Raw genomic sequence first — 19337 nt, 5'->3', positions numbered from 1 at the left:
TAAAGCAAAATTTAAGGGAGTTGAGGAGAGAGGGTAATAGACTTCTCTACCTCGTCCCTAAAAGAGAGGGGAATCAAGAGAAAAGAAAATGTCGAATATTACAACTGAACAAATGCGTTTTTGGAGCCCTGAAGTACGTGAATTAGAACCGTATGTCCCAGGGGAACAACCAAAAATTCAAAATTTATTAAAGCTCAATACCAACGAAAACCCATATCCGCCATCACCAAAAGTGGTTGAAGCAGTTCAAGCTGTATTGGTGAATTCAGCAGATGCACTTCGTTTATATCCAGATCCCGATGCTTTGGCGTTGAAACAAGCGATTGCTAAACAGCAAAATGTTGCTGTTGAAAATGTCTTTGTTGGTAATGGTTCAGATGAAGTTTTGGCACATATTTTTAAAGCTTTTTTTGTGCAAGAACTCCCAATTCTTTATCCAGACATTACCTATAGTTTTTATCCTGTGTATAGCCAATTTTTCGGAATTGCTAGCAACACCAAAATTTTGCCGTTAAATGATCAATTTGAAATTGAGATTGATGATTATAAACAGCCGAATGGCGGGATTATCATTACCAATCCTAATGCACCAACCAGTATTGCATTGGGTTTATCCGCAATTGAAGAAGTATTGCAAGCAAATCCAAATTCGGTAGTGGTCATCGATGAGGCCTACGTGGACTTCGGCGCAGAATCTGCTGTCAGTTTGGTGGCAAAATACGACAACTTAGTGGTGTGCCAAACCACCTCTAAATCGCGTTCATTAGCAGGGCTACGTGTAGGTTTTGCGATTGCACAGCCACATTTGATTGCCGCACTTGAAGCAGTCAAAAACAGCTTTAACTCGTATCCGATTGACCGTTTTGCAATTGCTGCTGCCGTAGCTTCATTTGAAGATCAGGCTTATTTTGAAGCGCAATGTGCCAAAGTCATCGCGAGCCGTGAGAAACTAGTTGCAGATTTAACTGCTCTTGGTTTTGAGGTTTTACCTTCAAGTGCTAACTTTATTTTTGCGACATTAGCACAGAAGGATGCAGGTGAACTCGCTACTGCATTGCGTGAGCAGGGCATTATTGTGCGTTACTTTAATAAACCTCGTATCAATCAATATCTACGGATTACGATAGGTACAGATGTTGAAAACCAACGTCTAGTTGATACTTTGAAAAATCAAATTTTGGCCTAAGTGATTTTGGTTATTTAACCCTTCTGTCGTTGGTAAAGAGGGGTAGAAAAAAGCGATTCTAAATGAATCGCTTTTTTTATTTATTCAGGTTGAAACCATGTGTTGAGCAACTTGAGTATGGCATCAACTTTGTCAAAACATTCCTGATACTCTGCTTCACAGTTTGAAGCTATGGTTATGCCACCACCGGCCCATACTGAAACATCGTGTTGATGCTTTTGGATTGAACGAATTAAGATATTCCAAGAACCTGTACCATCATCATTAAAATAGCCCATCGAACCACAATAGGCACCACGCGGTGCACCTTCCAGCTCTTCAATAATTTGCATAGCGCGAATTTTGGGTGCGCCAGTGATTGAGCCACCAGGGAGGGCAGACATTAATACGCCAAATGGATTTACATCAGTTTTTAAGCGGGCTTCAATTTCACTCACCATGTGATGCACTTGATTAAAGCTTTCAATATTAAACAGCTTTGGCGTTTTTACTGTTCCTATTTCTGCATACACGCTCAGGTCATTACGTAGTAAATCTACAATCATGACGTTTTCAGCCATGTCCTTTTTAGATGCTTTGAGTGTGTTTTTAGATTCGGCATCCAGTATTGGATCTGCATAACGAGGCATAGTGCCTTTAATCGGTTTAGTTATTAATTTACGCTCCGATTCAAAATCAATAAATAATTCTGGCGAGCAACTTAAAAGCTCAAATTCACCGACTCTTAAATAGCCTGCATAAGGTGCATCAGTTAAATTCCATAACTGCGAGGCTGTATCTAAAAGTAAACCTGTCGCCTTTGCTGTAAATTCTTGAGTGAGATTAATCTGATAACAATCGCCCGCTTTAATATAATTTTGTACTTGATGAAAAGCCTGCTGGTATTGTTCAAAACTCCAGCGAGCTTGTAGTGGCTGTTGCAACTTAAAACTAGGAAGATAATTTTCTTTATTTAATAGCTCTAATAAAACTTGGTAACGTTGCTTTGCATTAGGATGATGGCTAATGAAAGTCCATCCTTCAGCGCTATATTTTAAATAGCTACTAAAGCGACCAATAAATAAGGCTGGTTGTGTTTTATAAGCAGTTTTAACTTGTTTTGAAGCCGCAAAATCATAACCAATAAAGCCTAATAGGCCACCCTGAAAACCAGAGCTTGGCTTTGTATGATGGGCTTGAAAACAGAATTCAGGCAAAGATGGAATTGACTGTGCGCTGTACGTATCTAAATTTGTTTCCTTGTAATGAAATGTTTCATTATTTTGATGAATGAAGTATTCCTCTGCGAATAGACCAATGGTCGGTTGTGCGTGATCATTCAGATAAACGACATGGGATAATTCAGCCAAAGCAGATAGTATCTGTGTAGCAGACGAGCTGTGTTTAAGAATGAGTCGTTGATAAACAATCGGATTTTGCATAAACCTAAATGTGCATGAGGCTAAACGTGGCCATAGTGTATCTCAATGTGTTTATGAAGTATGAGTAAATACCGTTTATCGGCGAACTCTAAATTGCGACCAACGACAGTTGAACAAAAATTAACACAGAGCTACTGTAGTCATGCGAGCAAGCTACTCAAGGAATGATGTTGAAGCTGCCATAAAACGAATAAGCAGCAAAAAACATTGAGTGGTTGACAATCATAAAAAATACTCTTGGGAGAGTAACAATGAAAAAATTCACTAAACTTGTTTTAGTATCTTCAATGGCAATCAGCGCAAATGCTATGGCAATGCAAGCAATGGATGATGCTGCGCTTAGCACAACTACAGGTCAAGATGGTATCAATATTGGTATTGGTATTTCAAAAATTGAAATTGGTAAAATTTACGTTCATGACAATGACGGTTTAAGCCCAACGACAACTGATGATAAGGGTGTTACATCTGACATTCCTAAAGGTGCAGCAGGCTTTGGTGGTACAAATACTGCGGGTGCGATCGGTATTGAGGGTATTACAATCACTGGTAACTTAAACTCATTGTTAGCAAGCCATAACTTGATGGATCTAAAAATTGATTCTGACGGTAGTTCAGCTGGTGCTTTCTTAAACATCGCTGCTCAAGTTTCTGGTCTTGATATTAAAATTGGTGAGATCAGTGTTGGTGCTTCTGGTGCTGCTACAACAGGTCGTCGTGGTGTAGTTGATAAATCTTCTAATGCAATCCTTTCTGGTTTAAATATTAAAACTGGTAAAATGGATGCCAATATTCAATTAGGTTCTACACCACAAGGTGCAATGATTAAATTGAATACAGTGATGCAAGGTGGTTTAGAGATTTCTGATCTTGGTATCTTAGACAAAGCTGGTGGCGGTCAAGTTACTCTAGGTAAATTAACTGTTAATGACGCTAATAATGCTAACCTTACAATTAATTCAAGTATCAGTGTGAAATCAAATGGCTTACAAATTGTAAGTTCACAAAATGCAGATGGTACTGATATTTATGTTCAAGGTATTGCTCTAGGTTCTGCGCCTACAAATTGGAAAGATGCAACTAGTGGTCAAACACTTGCTCGTGGTTCGGCATTGACTGGTTCAATCGGTGATGTAGAAGTACAAGGTCTTAAAACTTACTACGGTGCTCCTGTTGCTCTAGGCGGAACTGGTTATGTACAAGGCTCTGTAATTACGATTACAGGTCGTTAATCTGTCCTGATGTTAAAAAAGCGCGTGATATTCACGCGCTTTTTTTTACAAATAAAAGATGAAATACATCAAAAATATAAAAAAATAGCTGTTTTTTTTTGCAAAAAAAGGTATCTTGCAATTAGACATGGAAGTAGAGCGTTAGCTCTAAAATAATGATAAAAGGCACATCAACTGCCGATAACTAAAAAGTTAGAAGATATGTTAGAGATAGCACTAGGCTCGGCATTGATGTATTACTTTGCCAAAGAGTCATTTGATATAAAACAAAAGCCAGCCGGAGCAGTGTATTACACTGAAACTCTGGATTCACGAAATGATTCATTTACCCGTATGCACCGTGAAACGGTAAAAATTAAACCTGCAGTTGAAGACCAATTTCGTGGCATTGTTCGTCAAGCCTACGACTATAGCTGTGGTTCGGCTGCTTTAACGACACTGTTAAATGGCTATGTTGGTGCCAAATTAACTGAACAACAAACCATGAATGGTTTATTGAAATTTGGTGAAACAGAAAAGATTGTAGAACGTCGTAGTTTCTCATTGCTTGATATGAAGCGCTTTGTAGGAGCATTAGGCTTAGAAAGTGGTGGTTATCGCGGAGAGTTCACCGATTTGGTGAAACAAGGCGAACCTGCAATTGTGCCTATTTCTTATGCGGGATTTAAGCACTTTGTCGTGTTTAAGGGCTATAAAAACGGCCGTGTTTATGTGGCTGATCCAGCATTGGGCAACATTAGTTTTGACGAAACTCGATTTAAAGAAATTTGGGAAAACAACACACTTTTTTTAATTAATGTTGCACCTGATAAACGTCAAAGTATGTTGGCATTAAATGAAGCTGATATGCGACATGTTGATGATGCAACTGTCAATCGCTATGCATTTGTAGATTTACAATACCCTCAGTTTTATATGGATAAAATTGCAGATAAAGCATCGACAATTCGACTTGATAAAAATATGAATGAATCGTCGGAAAATTATGGGCAGTCGAACTATAACTTCTTGAGACTTTACTACAAGAATAAGTAAGGCCAGAACTTAAGTTATAAACAGATTAAAAAAATAAAAAGCGGTGGTATGGAAAATGAACAGTAAATGGATGAACAAAACCTTATTGGCAGTCAGCGTGCAAATGTTGATGGGGGTTGCTTATGCAAATGAACCCGCTTTGGGTGGGTATGATGCTGTTGAGGAGCAGGCAGTAGTAGCTGAGGATACAACACTGGGAGGGTATGATAGTGTTGATGAAACATCTACAGCATCAGCTGAGCCGGTTGAGCAAACTGAAGCACCACAAGAGCAAACACCAGCAAAAAACTCAGATGCTTCTGCAGCGCTTCAAAAGCAAGAAGGTGATGCAACGCAAGAGGCAAACCTTCAAGAAGTATTTACGTCCAATGAGCGCCAATACTCCTTAATCAAAAAAGGCGAAATTTCTTCATATTACGATATTGATTATACGTATTATCGTGATACACAGCTTGATATGGAAATGGCAGAAGGTCAACTGTATCAATTGCGCGTGCAAGAAAATGCAACGCACTCAATGACCAACACCTTTACTTTTCAATATGGTATTCGTGATAACTTAACTTTCACAGCTTCATTACCATTAGTGACCAAAACGGATCTTTTGAAAGACACGTCAACAGCTGGTTTAGGTGATATTGCCTTAGGTGCTCGTTGGGAACCATTTCCTTTAAAAGCTGGTCGTTTACCACTGATTCTATTTGGTAATTTATCGACCAAAACGGGTGATAGCCCGTACGAAGTAAATGCCACTAATGACCTAGCGACGGGTAAGGGCTATTACTCTGCTGGGGTGGGTGCAAGTACACGTAAATATATTGATCCAGTAGTGTTATTTGCGTCAGTTTCTGCGAACTATGGTTTTAAAGAAACTGGCTTAAATCAGCGTCGTGGTACACGAGTCATCACTGATTTTGAACCTGGTATTAGTGGTGGCTTTGCGTTTGGTTTTGCGTACTCATTTAACTACGATGTGTCTTTGACTATGTCGTATCAACAAAGCTTTAATACTGGATCAGAATTCACTTATAGCAGTGGAGAATCATATTCTCCAGCGGATCAAACCAGTTCAACACTGGCATTTTCTTTAGGCGTGCGTGTTTCCCCAGATACGATTGTGAATGGTACAGTTGGTTTGGGTTTAACAGAAGATGCGCCAGATGTTTCATTGGGTCTTTCATTCCCGCTTGATATTTTAGGTTTCGGCAAGAAGCTCCGCTAAGAGGGTGTCCGTATGAACTATGTTCGACTGCGTCCACTCGTTAGCGCGATAATTTTAACGGGATGTTCCAGTGCTGCATTTGCACAGCTTGGAACAAACTTATCGGTAGATGTGCGTTCACTGGCTTTGGGTAATGCTGTCACGGCAGATCCACCAGGAATTAGTGCAGTACATTTTAACCCAGCAGCACTGACTAAAATTGAAGGCCTACAGACTGACCTTCAGGGAATTGTTGCTAATTTTGATATTCAACGTGAGTTTTCAGTTCCAGCGGGTTACAACGTTTTTGGTTATTCAGATGACCCAATGGTTTGTAATGATGGACCAGAAGTAGCTGCCGATCTATGTACAGATTTTAAAGGCACAGTTAACGGGAATGTGGAATATGCAAGTTTGTATGTTCCAGGCCTTAAGAAAATGGTGGATTTGGGACCTGGAACACCTGTCGCTGCTCCAACTGCGGGTATTGCATATAACCCACCAGGTTCTAAAGCGACATTTGCTACAGCAATTTATGCACCTTTAATTGCAGGTTTTGGTGCTGAAAATGGCAACCCTGGTAATTATATGGGGCAGCAGGTTGCTCTAGAGCGTATTACCTATTTATCTCCAACGATGGCTTATCAAGTCAATGATGAATTATCGATTGGTGGTGGTATTGGAATGTCTTACCAAGCAATCGCATTGAAAACGGATTTGCGTTTTCCAAATGAATTGATTGGTATGCTTCGTATGATTGACGAAGTTGTTTGTACGCCTTTTAAAAATAATTCAGACATTATTACGGATATTTTGTTGCTCGGGATGTGTAATGCTCAAGAGGGCATGAATCCGTTTAATAAATTTGGTCAGATGCAGTTGGCTGTTGAGCAGTCATTGAGCCCAAGCTATAACTTGGGTGTACTTTGGGAACCAAGAGAAGACTTTAGTTTTGGTCTCGTGTATCAAAGTGCGGCCAAGATGCGTTTGAAAGGTAAGTATTACATTGAAAATGGTAATGCATCGCAAGAGTTAATTAAAGGTTTAATGTCTTCACCGACAGGGCAAATTTTAGCGGCGATTTTAGGCTTCCCATCGGCTGTCCCAGCTGTTGAATCTGGCTTGGTGTCTATAGATTTTGAATATCCTGCGCACATGCAAGCGGGTATTAAATACAAAATCATGCCTGATCTACAAGTCAATTTTGACGTTGGGTGGACTGATTATAGTGCTTGGGATAAGTTTGCTTTTGAGTTTGATCGTCAAATTTCAGCACTTAAAATTGCAAAATTATTGTCTTCAGATATTGGTGATACGTCCTTAGCTTTACCTCTAGTCTTTAAATCGCCTTGGAATTTTGGCATTGGACTTGAATACTCAGCAACAGATCGTTTAAAGCTTCGTGCAGGTTATGAACCACGGACCAGTTCGATTCCTGATGGGAAGCGTAATACGATGGTTCCAATTAACGGGGCACAATTATTCGGTTTAGGTGTGGGCTACCGTTTTGATGCTGATACAGACTTGGACTTGTCTATTGGTTTCTTACGCAGTCGCGATAGTATTCCTGCAAACACTAGTAGCTTGGCTAACCAAACTGGGGTAAATAATATTTTATTAAACCCTTATGCTGGTTTAAACGTGAAGACAGATACCAAAATTACTATTTTAGGATTGAACTATAGAACACGATGGTAGGACTAGTATTCAGGATGAATAAAAAGCACTTGTTGAACATGATGCTGATGTTAGGGTTAGCATCAGTATCGAATGTCTATGCAGAAGGTATATTTCATACCATTATTGGACCTGATGGGCGTCCAATTGTGGTACAGCGCCCAGATCTTCCAATAAAGAAGAAGGTAAAGGTGCAGGAGAGCACAGCTTCAGTAGATACAGCGAGTGTAAAAACTGAATCACCTTCTTATTTAGATCCTGAACGTGAAGCTCATGTTCAGGATGTTGTTCGTGGCTTAGCTGGAAAGCGACCTTCGCAGATTGTGCAAGGTGTAGCGCAAGAACAACATCAACAACAGATGAAGAGTACGCAAAAAAATGCTCAGCAGGTGGTCGTGCGTGAAGAAAAGCAGATTGATCAAGCAAATCCGGCCATTTCAACACCAAAACCACAGCACGATGTTACTGAAAAACAGGTTGAAAAAACGTTAAATAAACAGCAAAGCACAGTTGTTTATACACCGGTTAATCAAGACCTCACAGTGGCGAAGCCGAATCAGAATACTGCTGTACAAGTAGCAAAGCAAACGACTGAAGTATTGCCAAAAGTTGCTAGTGAGAAACAAAGCAAAGCGATTGTAGAGCAACCTAAAAAGGTGACAAAAACCCCGCCAATGCCTGCAATTGTACAGGATCAAAAGCGCACAGAGTTATCGACCATTGATGGTGATACGTATGTGAATAATGAGTATTTAGAAGAAAAAGAATTTAATCTTGAGGGTAAAAAACGTTTTTATGCGATGCCAGAAGGCGTAATTGATCCTAAAACTGGTGCAACACGAATGCAGATGGTTGAGCGTGAAAAAGGTGTAGGACAGTCTGTTATTGATAATTTATTTAAGAAAAATCGTCCTGCAGAAGATAAGCCAATTGTACTTTCGACCAGTTACTATCGGGTATCAAAAGCAGATACGGTTGAAGGTCTTGGGCAACAATGCTTTGACCAGAAACAATTATTAAAAGCCAAAGTGTTAAAAGCTCAGCAAGATACCAATTTATGGCCACGTGCGCCACTCAATGCACAATTTGATTTTGAACTTGTTAAGTTAGACACGACGATTAAAAATATTGAAATACATTCGTATGCATCGAAGCAAAATAAGCCTGTATTTTATTGGCCTTTTGCCGTATTTTTAGACGCTAAAGGCTGTGTAATGGAAGGCGCAGGAGGTTATAAAAATAACGATGCTAATGCAAGTCATTTATACCGAGAAAAAATTGAAGGCGTAATTCAAGTTCCTTCAGGTACGACATATTTATTACTGACACCGCTCGCAACAGCCATTGATGTCGATGAGCGTGTATTAAGTAATCAAGGACAACTTAAATTAATTGCAATCCGTTAAGGATAGAAAAAGAGAATCAGGATGAAAAAAATATATGCTTTACCATTTGCAGTCACTGCTTTGGTTGCTGCATTAAGCGGTTGTGGTGGTGAAAGTGCAAAAGTTATTCCAGAAACTTACGATAGCAGTACAGTAAATGGTGCCTGTAAGAGTGCCAGTGAAAAATGTGTAGAATTTATATTAGATTATCCTGTGGATGGCATTAATTTTACCTGTTCAAGTGATAGCAAAAATAAATTTGTGACCTTGTTTGATGCCAGTGAAGGTGTGTCTTCTGGGGCATGCCGTGTCGGTGATACGGTGAATTTTTATCTACAAGGTGAAAAAGACAAGCGTATAGAGCTGGGGAGTATACAACTTGATAATTTGTCTAAAGTGGCAAGCTCGAGCACACCTCCACGCTTAACCTTAATTGATTTAGCCTATGGTATGACCAAGCAACAAGCGCAGGCTATTAGCCCAACTGATGCAACGGTAAAAGTGGCGATGCGTTTAGCCATGATAATACAAGCCTTGGGTATGAAAAATAATCAAGTAGCATCTGCAACTGAAATTCAGCCTGTATATATCAGCGACAGTAATCGTCAAGCAATTGAAAGTTTAGATAAAACAGTCACAACAGCCACTTTGGTTGGCTTTAGTGATACTGAGTTTGCAACTTGGTTGAATCAATGGCTAGGTCAAACACCAATTAGTGCAACTGAAGCATTTTCAGTGGTTGAAAATTTAATGAATATTTCAACCGCAGCTGTATATCAACCTGAATTTGCTTTATTTTCAACAGAGCAAAGTTTGATTAGTGCGGTAAGTGGCTCAAATGGTTTGGTTGGCTGTGATAAGGATGTTTGCGCACCATCTGATATGGCGAAGAGTAATATTTTTGGTCACTTTTTATTAATGACTGACCGTCAAGGCGTGACTTTCGGTAGCGGGTTACAATGGCGTGGTACGGTTGATCAGTCATTAACAACGATTGGTGGGACGAATGCGTTGCTCATGACCAAGGTCAAGCCTAAGCAGATGACAGCCACACCACAAGAGACATGGATTGACCCTTTAACTAAGGAAATTGACCATGCACGCAAACTGGGCTTTAAGTTTGATGTAGATGAAGCAGGTGCTCAACCGTTGGTGATTACGCAAGGTACGTTGCTGGCGAATAAAATGGTGGTGGGTTCAGGCGGGACTTTATACCAAACGCTTACCAATAAAAAAGAATCAGAAATTACGAGTGCAGATGCTGCTAATTATGGTTTATGGAATCAAACTGTGAATGGTAGCTTATATAAAGGCACATTGGATTTATATAAGTTGTATCCATTGTCTTATTTAGACAAAAATGTTTTTAGTACTCAAGCCAACACACCAAAATCAACCTATGTATTCCCTTTATATGCGGACTTAACGTTTAAATTTAATAATACAACGGTTAAATCAGTCAAACTTGGCATTGTGATTGACCGTAATGGGGATATTCGTACCAACATTAAACCGAATGTACCTGCGAATATATTTGATACAGCTATTGGTACAGTAGATTTATCTACAGATGATAAGGTTGGTTGTAGTGGTCAAGATGTATTAGATAAATACACCATGCTTGATGATCAGAATACGCAGCAATATCGTATTGGTACAGTCACTCGTACGTTTACGAGAGGTTCAAAGGTTACACCTGAAACCATCTCACTGCGTATGATTTTGGCAGATAAAGCCTTGGGCACATTAAATGGCGCTTTGATTGGGATGAATACCACAATTCAAACGTCTACAGATAGCTCAACAAATATTGTGGTGGGTGGTGCATTATTGCAAATGGCGAATTTACTTTCTGCTTCTGCAGGTGTGAAACCAAGTGGTGTGGTAATGACTGACTCTGCAAATCAGAAGGTACGATGGGCCAACAGTTTTGCAAGTTTTAACGGCACCTACAGTAATAGTGTACCTGCAGACACAGAATCTAAAGAGATTGCCAAACTTGCCGGTGGTGAAATTACTTTCGATCTTGCACCGTGTTATACGGTAAAGGCTAAATAAAAAGGTCTAGACTTGAATAAAATAAAAGCCCATCTTCGGATGGGCTTTTGCATTTGGGTAACACACGTATTCATTTTTAATGAAGCTATGCAATCACACAGGGCATTAACCTGTATGGTCGAGTCGTGTACCTAAAGTTTCTAAATGGGTCTCAAATTGTCCCGTTTTACGGTCCGCAAAATAATGTCTAAGCGTGCGTTCTACACTTGGAAATGCAAGATCATTCCATGGAATTTCATCTTCACTAAATAAGCGAGATTCGATGGTTTCTTCACCTGCACCAAACTCACCATTTACAAGCTCTGCCTTAAATAAGACATAGATTTGTCCAATACGTGGAATATTGTACATGCAGTAAAGTTGCTGAATGTTGACTTCGGCCTCTGCTTCTTCACGTGTTTCACGTGCAGCGCCTTGTTCCATGGTTTCAAACAGTTCCATATAGCCTGCAGGCAGTGTCCAAAGTCCATAACGTGGCTCAATGGCACGTCGACACAATAAGACTTTATCTTCCCAAAGTGCAAGTGCACCGCAAATCACTTTAGGATTGACATAATGGATGGTATTGCATTGTGTACATACATGACGCACTTGGTGATCGCCAAGAGGAATTTTTTCTGCTGTTTTATGTCCACAGTTACTACAAAAATTCATATTCATCGTCAATGATAAAGTGAGTGATCAGCATAACTGAAAAATAAATGTTTAGCATCATTTCTAAACACAAGCACTAAAATTCGGCTATGATGAAAATATTGAAAAAATAAGGATAAAGACGAATGGATGATCGTTTATTGACGCATGTACTGCAGCAAAGTTTACGCTTTTCTCGCCGTACCCAACCTGCACAAGCGGCGGTGTTAATTGCGATTACCAATGAGTCTAGCCCCAAAGTTTTATTAACCCGCCGATCGGCCTATTTAAATAATCATGCTGGGGAAGTATCTTTCCCTGGAGGTAAGCGCGATCCAAACGATACGAGTAATATTGTGGTGGCCTTACGTGAGGCTCAAGAAGAAACCGCGCTGAATCCATTTGATGTGCAATTGTTGGGGGAGTTGCCTATGCAAAAAGCCCGTAATGGCATGTTGGTGAAGCCGGTCGTGGGCCTTATTCCGCCTCAAGTGGAGTTGATTGCACAACCCACAGAAATTGATCGTATTTTTTTTGCCTCCTTACAAAAGTTAATGGACGCACCGCCCATTCCTTATGAAGTGCGTTATGCCCATCAGTCCTTATATTTTCCAAGTATGCGAGTGGAAAATGAAATTGTTTGGGGGCTAACAGCGCGCATGTTGGTATCACTCTTTCAATATGGTCTTAATTATCAAAAAGAATGGCCATTTCTTGTCAATTCTCCTGTATTTAAAATGAAATAAAACGAGTGCACTATGTTCTATAAATTTGAAGGGCATTGCCCACAAGCGAGTATTCGTCCTTGGAATGGTTGGGCCGCAGATAATGCCACCGTCATTGGACAGGTTGAATTGGGTCAGCAAGTGAGTATTTGGTTTGGTGCAGTGATTCGTGCCGACAATGCTAAAATTAAGCTGGGCGATTTTACCAATGTGCAAGAAAATGCGGTGCTACATACCGATGCTGGTATTGAAATGCATATAGGGGAATATGTCACCATTGGACATCAAGCCATGTTGCATGGGTGTACGGTCGGTGATAACAGCTTAATTGGTATTAATGCTGTGGTGCTCAATCACGCTGTGATTGGTAAAAATTGTATTATTGGTGCTAATGCTTTAATACCTGAAGGCAAGGTGATTCCAGATAATTCTGTGGTGATGGGTTCACCTGGCAAAGTAGTAAAAACTTTAGATGATGTGACAGCTGCAAAATTAAAAATGAGTGCTTTACATTATGCATCGCACTTTTCGAAATTTAAAAATTTAGAAGTGGTGCATTTGGATTAAGGCAACCATAGGCTGCACTCAGTTTGGGTGAATGCATTATCTTTCTACGGTCAAATATCATACTCACAGAGATTTCCTCGCGCACTACGCATGAGTGGAGTATGATATTGGTCATTTTTCAGATTGACTTAAATAAGGTTGTGCATGAAAGTGCTGGCACTGGAAACTGCGAACGAGCAGTGTTCCGTATGTATTGCAGAAGATAATCAAGAACTCTACTTCCAATTAGATGCGCGTGCAAAAGCACAGACGCAAACGATTTTGCCTCTTATTGAGCAAGGTTTTAAAGAATTAGGTATTCAAGCAACTGATTTAACTGCAATTGCGTTTAGTCGTGGTCCGGGCTCTTTTAGCGGTGTTCGTATTAATGCTGCTGTAACGCAGGCCTTGGCATGGGCCAATGATTTGCCTGTCGTGCCAGTATCGACCTTACAAGCGATGGCACAAGCAGCCTATCGTATTGCGGGTTTAACCGCGGTGACAGCAGTGCTCGATGCACGTATGCAAGAAGTCTATATTGCAAGCTTTGAATTAGATGCAGATGGCATTATGCAGGCCATTGATGAAGAACAATTATTAAGCTATAGCGAAGCTGAGCAAGCTGTAAAATTTACAGTTATTGGCTCGGGTTCAGCTTTAGTTAAGCCAGAACAAGTACAGTACGTCGCAGTTACTGCAACGGCGCAAGATATTGCGACGATTGCAAATGCACAAGCACTGAAAAAAAATTGGGTAAGTGCGGAATATGCACTACCTGTATATTTACGCGATAATGCCTGGAAAAAAATTCCAGAACAAGGCAAACCATAATTAGGAATAGGTATGGATCTTTTACTGCTGCTCAAAGCGGCAATCATGGGTATTGTTGAAGGTATTACAGAATTTTTGCCTATTTCCAGTACTGGCCACTTAATTCTTGCATCTGAATTAATGGATTTTTGGACCAAAGAGAAAAGCGATGTTTTTGTCATTGCGATTCAAATGGGGGCAATTGCTGCAGTCATCTATGAATATTGGTCGCGTCTTTGGGGTGCTGCAACTGGTATGTTCACAGGTGAACCCAAAGGGCGCCATTTAGGTTTTAGTCTTATTTTAGCCTCGATTCCTATTGTGTTAGTGGGCTTAACTTTTGGACAAACCGTTAAAGATCTACTGTTTAATGATATTGCTGTGGCAATTGGCTTGATCATTGGTGGTTTTATTATTATTTGGATTGAAAAACATCCACCTAAAGTAAATGCACAAGAAGTTGAAAACATTAGTTTTAAAGAAGCCATTTATATTGGTTTAATTCAAGTGTTGTCCTTAATCCCAGGTACATCGCGTTCAGGTGCAACCATTATTGGTGCAATGTTCTTAGGTGTTTCACGTAAAGCAGCCACTGAGTTTTCTTTCTTCTTAGGTATTCCAGTGATTATTGGTGCGGGTCTTTTAGATTTGTATCAAAGCTATCATGTGTTTACTACTACAGAAGATTGGGCAGTTTTAGCTACAGGTCTATTGGTTTCATTTATTTCGGCCTTGGTTTTGATTCGCGTATTGGTGGCTTATGTTGCAAAACGTGATTTCATGGTCTTTGCATGGTACCGAATTGCCTCTGGTTTATTAATTTTATTGTTCGTAATGACAGGCTGGAAATTATGGTAAGCGTTATTCGCTTATACACAGAAGCCGAGTTTGAAGTGAAAGCACAGCAGTTCTCTGCTGTGCTTTCTTCACGTGGTGTAGATGTAAATATTGAGCTTACAGAAAAGCTCAATGCGCGATTCTTTAGACAGCATCCAGATTTAGCTTTATGTGTAGATGCTGATGGTCTTTGGTTATGCGCCAATGGCATGAAAATGCAACCTGATTGGAAAGCAGAAGCTGGACGTTTGAAACGCGCTTCACTCAAGTCTGAAATGATTGCGCGAGCATGTAATCTGTCTGAAAAACAGCGTTTGATTGATGCGACAGCAGGTTTAGGGCATGACAGTTTATTAATGGCGCACTTGGGTGCACACATCACTTTGGTTGAGCGCCATCCTATTTTATTTACCTTGTTGGAAGATTCACAGCAACGTGCGTTGTTGGATCCATTCTTAAAGACGACGGCAGAAAGAATTCGTTTGGTATTTTCTGATTCGGCTGATTTTCTGCAACAGCAAGCCTCAGCACAGCAATTGTATGATGTGGTGTATTTAGATCCGATGTTCCCACAGCGCGATCAAAACCAGCAAGCTGTTAAAAAGCAAGCGCAAGTCAAAAAGCAAATGCAATTACTGCACATGCTTTTGCCTGAAGATGGTGAGATGGATTTAGGTGATAATCTTTTGGCATTGGCACAAAAAGTTGCAAAGCGCGTGGTGGTGAAGCGTCCGCGTTTGGCTGTATTTTTGGCGAATCAAGTCCCGAATCATCAATGGCAAGGCGATGCCTGTCGTTTTGATGCCTATTTCCAGCTAGAGCATGAGACTAAAGTTTCATAATTGCTGTAAAAAACACCAAAGATTTGCTATATATTTGAAAAATAGCATTGATTAAAACCATATCAGGCATAAACTTACAAAGCAAATTAGCGAGCCACAGCTGCCTCTGAATTTCTATGATTGACTTCAAACCCTCCATTAACTTTTGGCATGATTTTAAAAGCAACCAAACTGCAGGTATGTGGCTGTTTCTCGGTTCGAGACGCTCCCTGCAGATTGTACGCCCATCAATTATGCAATTGGTGTTTTGGGGAATTTTGGGAGGCTGTGCCAACAGCTTATTTAGTTGGTTGAGCAACGGACAGGCTGGGGTATTTAACCCGCAAGGTCTGATTAGTTATGCGCTTTGGCCATTTATTGCTTTAATTGTTGGGATCTTCTTATCGCAGCGGATCAACAATCCGCGTTTAATGCTCGTGCCTGCATTATTGTGGCTGGTACTGGATACACACATTATGATGTTCCAGTGCCTGATCCAATTTCTAGGTGATCAAGACTACCTGCCTTATATTTTATATGACTACATTCCAACCTTATTTATAGGCCTGTTTGTATGGCAAAGTTTGGCTGTGGTATGGGTATTTTCACGTGAATTGAAATGGCCGTGGTGGGAGCGTGCGCTGATTATGCTCGCGACCTTATTTACCTTGGTGGTTTGGCAAATGTCGGTGAAAGACCAGCCCATTTGGAAGGTTGAAGAATTACCGCCTGCATTTGCCGAAGATGCTTTTTATGCACAAAGTCGCTTACTGAATAAATCCTTAGACGCCGTTCAATATGGTGAATTTGCACAGTCGCATTGGTACTTTTTAGGTGTGGCGGGTGCGAGTTATCAAGATGTTTTTATGTATGAAATCGAACGGATTAAAGAACAGTTTGATACACGATTTGGTACTTTTGGGCGTTCGGTTGAGTTAATTAACCATCCTGCGACCCGTACAGAAATTCCGATTGCCTCGAAAACCAGTATGGGACTTGCATTACGCCGTATTGGTCAGCAAATGAACCGTGAAAGTGATGTGTTATTTTTATATATGACTTCACATGGTTTACCCAATGTATTTGAAATGGAAAATGCACCCTTAGATTTGGCTCAAGTTGATCCAAAATGGTTGCGTGAAACTTTGGATGCATCAGGTATACGTTGGCGTGTGATTGTGATTTCATCGTGCTACTCAGGCAGTTTTGTACCAGCACTGCAAGATGAAAACACATTGATTATTACGGCTTCAGCAGCCGATCGTCAGTCGTTTGGCTGTTCGAGTGAATCTGATTATACCTATTTTGGCCGTGCTTTCTTTGATCAAGCAATGCGCGAGCAAAATTCAATTCAGGGTGCATTTAATCAAGCCAAAGAGACTGTGGCAAAATGGGAAAATGCGCAAGGTTTTGAACCTTCTGAGCCCCAATGGTCAATTGGTAAAAATATGCAATTTATGTTGCCACAATTAGAGCAACGCTTATTTCCACCCGTAACTACAGCACCTGCTCAGCAAGAACAAATCGAAGCAAAGCTTTAATCCTGCAATCTAAAGCACAAAGGACGAAACATGAACCTTATACAATCGAATCAATGTTTCCAAGGTGAGCAGCGAATTTATAGCATTGCATCCAATGCTCTAAAAACAACAAGCCGTTTTGGTATTTTTCTTCCTGCACAGGCTTTGGCGGGGCAAGCATGTCCTGCATTATTTTATTTGGCAGGTTTGACCTGCACAGAAGAAACTTTTGCAATTAAAGCACATGCACAGCGTGTGGCTGCGCAATTAGGCATGATTTTAATTAGTCCAGATACCTCACCACGTGGCGATGAGGTTGCAAAGGGTGATCATTGGGATATTGGTCAGGGCGCTGGATTTTATATTAATGCAACTCAAGCACCGTGGGCAGCACATTTTCAAATGGAAAGCTTTGTAGCAGATGAGCTTTATGCTTTGATTACGCAAGAATTTCCAGTTGAGCGCAATCAAATAGGCATCTTTGGTCACAGTATGGGCGGGCATGGTGCTTTGACTTTGGCCCTTAAATATCCTGAGAAATTTAAATCAGTCTCTGCATTTGCACCAATTTGTGCACCGAGTCAGTGTCCTTGGGGAGAAAAAGCATTTTCGGCTTACTTGGGTACAGACAAAGCGACTTGGCTTGCACATGATGCAACTGCACTGATTGAAGCTAAAGGTGCTGTATTTAATGAGATTTTAATTGACCAAGGCCTACAAGATCAGTTTTATAGTCAGTTAAATCCTGCCTTATTTAATCAGGCATGTGCAAAGGTAGGGCAAGCCTTAACTTTGCGCGAACATGCGGGCTATGATCATGGTTATTATTTTATTCAAAGTTTTATCGATGATCATTTAAGCTTTCATGCACAGCAATTGAATGCATAATTTTTAGCTTGATTGAATTCAAGAGGCTAAAGGCAAGGTTTTCGACCTTGCCTTTTTTATTTTGCGCCATTGATTGTGCTTAACAGAATGGGATTAGGGCTTAAGTAATTCCAGAGGTGTGGATGCCTTACTATGTTGCCATTCAGCATGCAGTGGTTCTTGTGCCATTCGAATGAGATGGTCTAGTACGACCTGCTCTAATCTGACCATGTCTACAGAAGTGTCTAATGCTTGAATCATGACCTGCAAATGGTTTTCTGTGCAGAGTAACTGAATACGTGCTTGAGGCATCAAAATCTCAAAGCCAGTAGGATGTTCAGTGACTTCAAACTTATGTTTCCAATGGTTAAATAAGCGTTTGCCAATGCGCTGTGCTTGCAGGGTCTCAATAGCAGTTTGCGAAATATTCGACATGATGCTTCCAATATTTATAAATAGGAATGATTATTATTTATATTAAGGTGTTTTTTGATTTTTCATGAACATATTTTGGCAACAGAACGTTTTATTTGTGCAACGATCTGTACATGGTCGTAGCCAAGCAGGCAGGTGTAGCTTTTGCTATAATAGACACAATGAGATTTATATAAGCCAGGTTCTTCCATGTCCAAGCCATTTTTAATTGCGCCTTCTATTTTATCTGCAGACTTTGCTCGCTTAGGTGAGGAAGTTGAAAATGTACTTGCTGCAGGTGCAGATGTTGTTCATTTTGATGTGATGGATAATCACTATGTACCTAACCTTACGTTTGGTGCTGGTGTATGTAAAGCACTCAAAAACTACGGCATTAAAGCACCAATCGACGTGCATTTAATGGTGTCGCCAGTAGATCGTATGATTGGTGATTTCTTAGAAGCTGGTGCGGACATTATTACTTTTCACCCAGAAGCCAGCGATCATATTGACCGTTCTTTACAGTTAATTAAGTCTGGTGGTGCAAAAGCTGGCTTAGTATTTAACCCTGCAACACCATTGCATTATCTAGATTATGTGCTGGACAAAGTTGACCAAGTTCTTTTGATGAGTGTGAACCCAGGCTTTGGTGGTCAAAAATTCATTCCAATGACTTTGGAAAAATTACGCCAAGCACGCAAAATTATTGATGCATCTGGCCGTGATATTCGTTTAGAAGTTGACGGTGGAGTTACACCAGCAAATATTCGTGACATCGCTGAAGCGGGTGCGGATATGTTTGTAGCGGGTTCTGCTATTTTTGGTAAGCCAGATTATAAAGCTGTGATTGATGAAATGCGTGCAGAGTTGGCACAAGTCGGTTCAGTACAAGTATAAGTTTTTCCACTTAATACACAGCAAGCTGTGGATAACTTTATGGATATCTGTGTAGATAACTAGGTGGATAAC

18 protein-coding genes are annotated in these 19337 nt (G+C 40.3%); 15 read left to right on the top strand and 3 right to left on the bottom strand.

The window, feature by feature from the left end; genetic code table 11:
• Positions 1 to 88: 88 nt before the first annotated feature.
• The gene (gene hisC / locus C9E88_RS13200) at positions 89 to 1186 is read left to right on the top strand and encodes a histidinol-phosphate transaminase (RefSeq protein ID WP_106986015.1); all 1098 of its coding nucleotides are present in this window, start codon (positions 89 to 91) and stop codon (positions 1184 to 1186) included.
• Positions 1187 to 1266: 80 nt separating this feature from the next.
• On the opposite strand, the gene C9E88_RS13195 is transcribed toward hisC, so the two are convergent.
• On the bottom strand, positions 1267 to 2607 hold the full coding sequence (locus tag C9E88_RS13195; protein WP_106986014.1) for an anthranilate synthase component I family protein: 1341 nt from the start codon (positions 2605 to 2607) through the stop codon (positions 1267 to 1269).
• A 251-nt stretch (positions 2608 to 2858) separates the two neighbouring features.
• Here C9E88_RS13195 and filA point away from each other — a divergent pair, with 251 nt between their 5' ends.
• From filA to filF, 6 genes are all read left to right on the top strand, one after another.
• Positions 2859 to 3839, top strand: coding sequence for a putative pilus system protein FilA (gene filA / locus C9E88_RS13190; RefSeq protein ID WP_106986013.1), 981 nt, complete (start codon positions 2859 to 2861; stop codon positions 3837 to 3839).
• A 201-nt stretch (positions 3840 to 4040) separates the two neighbouring features.
• Positions 4041 to 4874 carry a putative pilus system C39 family peptidase FilB gene (gene filB / locus C9E88_RS13185; RefSeq protein WP_106986012.1) on the top strand — a complete coding sequence of 278 codons (834 nt, stop codon included), beginning with the start codon at positions 4041 to 4043 and terminating at the stop codon, positions 4872 to 4874.
• A gap of 55 nt (positions 4875 to 4929) precedes the next feature.
• Positions 4930 to 6096, top strand: coding sequence for a putative pilus system protein FilC (gene filC, locus C9E88_RS13180; RefSeq protein WP_106986011.1), 1167 nt, complete (start codon positions 4930 to 4932; stop codon positions 6094 to 6096).
• Positions 6097 to 6108: 12 nt separating this feature from the next.
• Positions 6109 to 7773 carry a putative pilus system OmpP1/FadL family transporter FilD gene (filD, locus tag C9E88_RS13175; RefSeq protein WP_106986010.1) on the top strand — a complete coding sequence of 555 codons (1665 nt, stop codon included), beginning with the start codon at positions 6109 to 6111 and terminating at the stop codon, positions 7771 to 7773.
• Between the two features lie 14 nt (positions 7774 to 7787).
• Positions 7788 to 9158 carry a putative pilus assembly protein FilE gene (gene filE, locus C9E88_RS13170; RefSeq protein WP_106986009.1) on the top strand — a complete coding sequence of 457 codons (1371 nt, stop codon included), beginning with the start codon at positions 7788 to 7790 and terminating at the stop codon, positions 9156 to 9158.
• Positions 9159 to 9179: 21 nt separating this feature from the next.
• Positions 9180 to 11195 (top strand): putative pilus system protein FilF, encoded by a 2016-nt coding sequence (filF, locus tag C9E88_RS13165; protein WP_106986008.1) that lies wholly within the window; start codon positions 9180 to 9182, stop codon positions 11193 to 11195.
• 105 nt (positions 11196 to 11300) lie between these two features.
• On the opposite strand, the gene C9E88_RS13160 is transcribed toward filF, so the two are convergent.
• Positions 11301 to 11849, bottom strand: coding sequence for an NUDIX hydrolase (locus tag C9E88_RS13160; protein ID WP_106986007.1), 549 nt, complete (start codon positions 11847 to 11849; stop codon positions 11301 to 11303).
• Between the two features lie 125 nt (positions 11850 to 11974).
• Between C9E88_RS13160 and C9E88_RS13155 the strand changes: the two genes are divergently transcribed.
• From C9E88_RS13155 to fghA, 7 genes are all read left to right on the top strand, one after another.
• Positions 11975 to 12574 (top strand): CoA pyrophosphatase, encoded by a 600-nt coding sequence (locus C9E88_RS13155; RefSeq protein ID WP_106986006.1) that lies wholly within the window; start codon positions 11975 to 11977, stop codon positions 12572 to 12574.
• 12 nt (positions 12575 to 12586) lie between these two features.
• A complete protein-coding gene (locus tag C9E88_RS13150; protein WP_106986005.1) occupies positions 12587 to 13120 on the top strand; it encodes a gamma carbonic anhydrase family protein in 534 nt (177 codons plus the stop codon).
• Positions 13121 to 13264: 144 nt separating this feature from the next.
• Positions 13265 to 13930 (top strand): tRNA (adenosine(37)-N6)-threonylcarbamoyltransferase complex dimerization subunit type 1 TsaB, encoded by a 666-nt coding sequence (tsaB, locus tag C9E88_RS13145; RefSeq protein WP_106986004.1) that lies wholly within the window; start codon positions 13265 to 13267, stop codon positions 13928 to 13930.
• A 12-nt stretch (positions 13931 to 13942) separates the two neighbouring features.
• Positions 13943 to 14767, top strand: a complete 825-nt coding sequence (locus C9E88_RS13140; RefSeq protein ID WP_106986003.1) for an undecaprenyl-diphosphate phosphatase — start codon at positions 13943 to 13945, stop codon at positions 14765 to 14767.
• Positions 14761 to 15588, top strand: coding sequence for a class I SAM-dependent methyltransferase (locus tag C9E88_RS13135; protein WP_106986002.1), 828 nt, complete (start codon positions 14761 to 14763; stop codon positions 15586 to 15588). Before C9E88_RS13140 ends, C9E88_RS13135 begins: the two co-directional genes overlap by 7 nt.
• Before the next feature lie 116 nt (positions 15589 to 15704).
• Positions 15705 to 17108, top strand: coding sequence for a C13 family peptidase (locus tag C9E88_RS13130; protein ID WP_106986001.1), 1404 nt, complete (start codon positions 15705 to 15707; stop codon positions 17106 to 17108).
• Positions 17109 to 17138: 30 nt separating this feature from the next.
• The gene (fghA, locus tag C9E88_RS13125; RefSeq protein WP_106986000.1) at positions 17139 to 17975 is read left to right on the top strand and encodes an S-formylglutathione hydrolase; all 837 of its coding nucleotides are present in this window, start codon (positions 17139 to 17141) and stop codon (positions 17973 to 17975) included.
• A gap of 93 nt (positions 17976 to 18068) precedes the next feature.
• Here fghA and C9E88_RS13120 read toward each other — a convergent pair whose 3' ends face one another.
• On the bottom strand, positions 18069 to 18389 hold the full coding sequence (locus C9E88_RS13120) for a DUF2218 domain-containing protein (protein ID WP_106985999.1): 321 nt from the start codon (positions 18387 to 18389) through the stop codon (positions 18069 to 18071).
• A gap of 189 nt (positions 18390 to 18578) precedes the next feature.
• Here C9E88_RS13120 and rpe point away from each other — a divergent pair, with 189 nt between their 5' ends.
• Entirely contained in the window at positions 18579 to 19265 is a 687-nt protein-coding gene (rpe, locus tag C9E88_RS13115; protein ID WP_106985998.1) for a ribulose-phosphate 3-epimerase, read from the top strand.
• Positions 19266 to 19337: the final 72 nt, after the last annotated feature.

It is taken from the genome of Acinetobacter cumulans, from assembly GCF_003024525.3.
GTDB classification, from domain to species: Bacteria; Pseudomonadota; Gammaproteobacteria; order Pseudomonadales; family Moraxellaceae; genus Acinetobacter; species Acinetobacter cumulans.
Note: the sequence above shows the minus strand (reverse complement) of the source record. Positions and strands in the feature narration are given on the sequence as shown.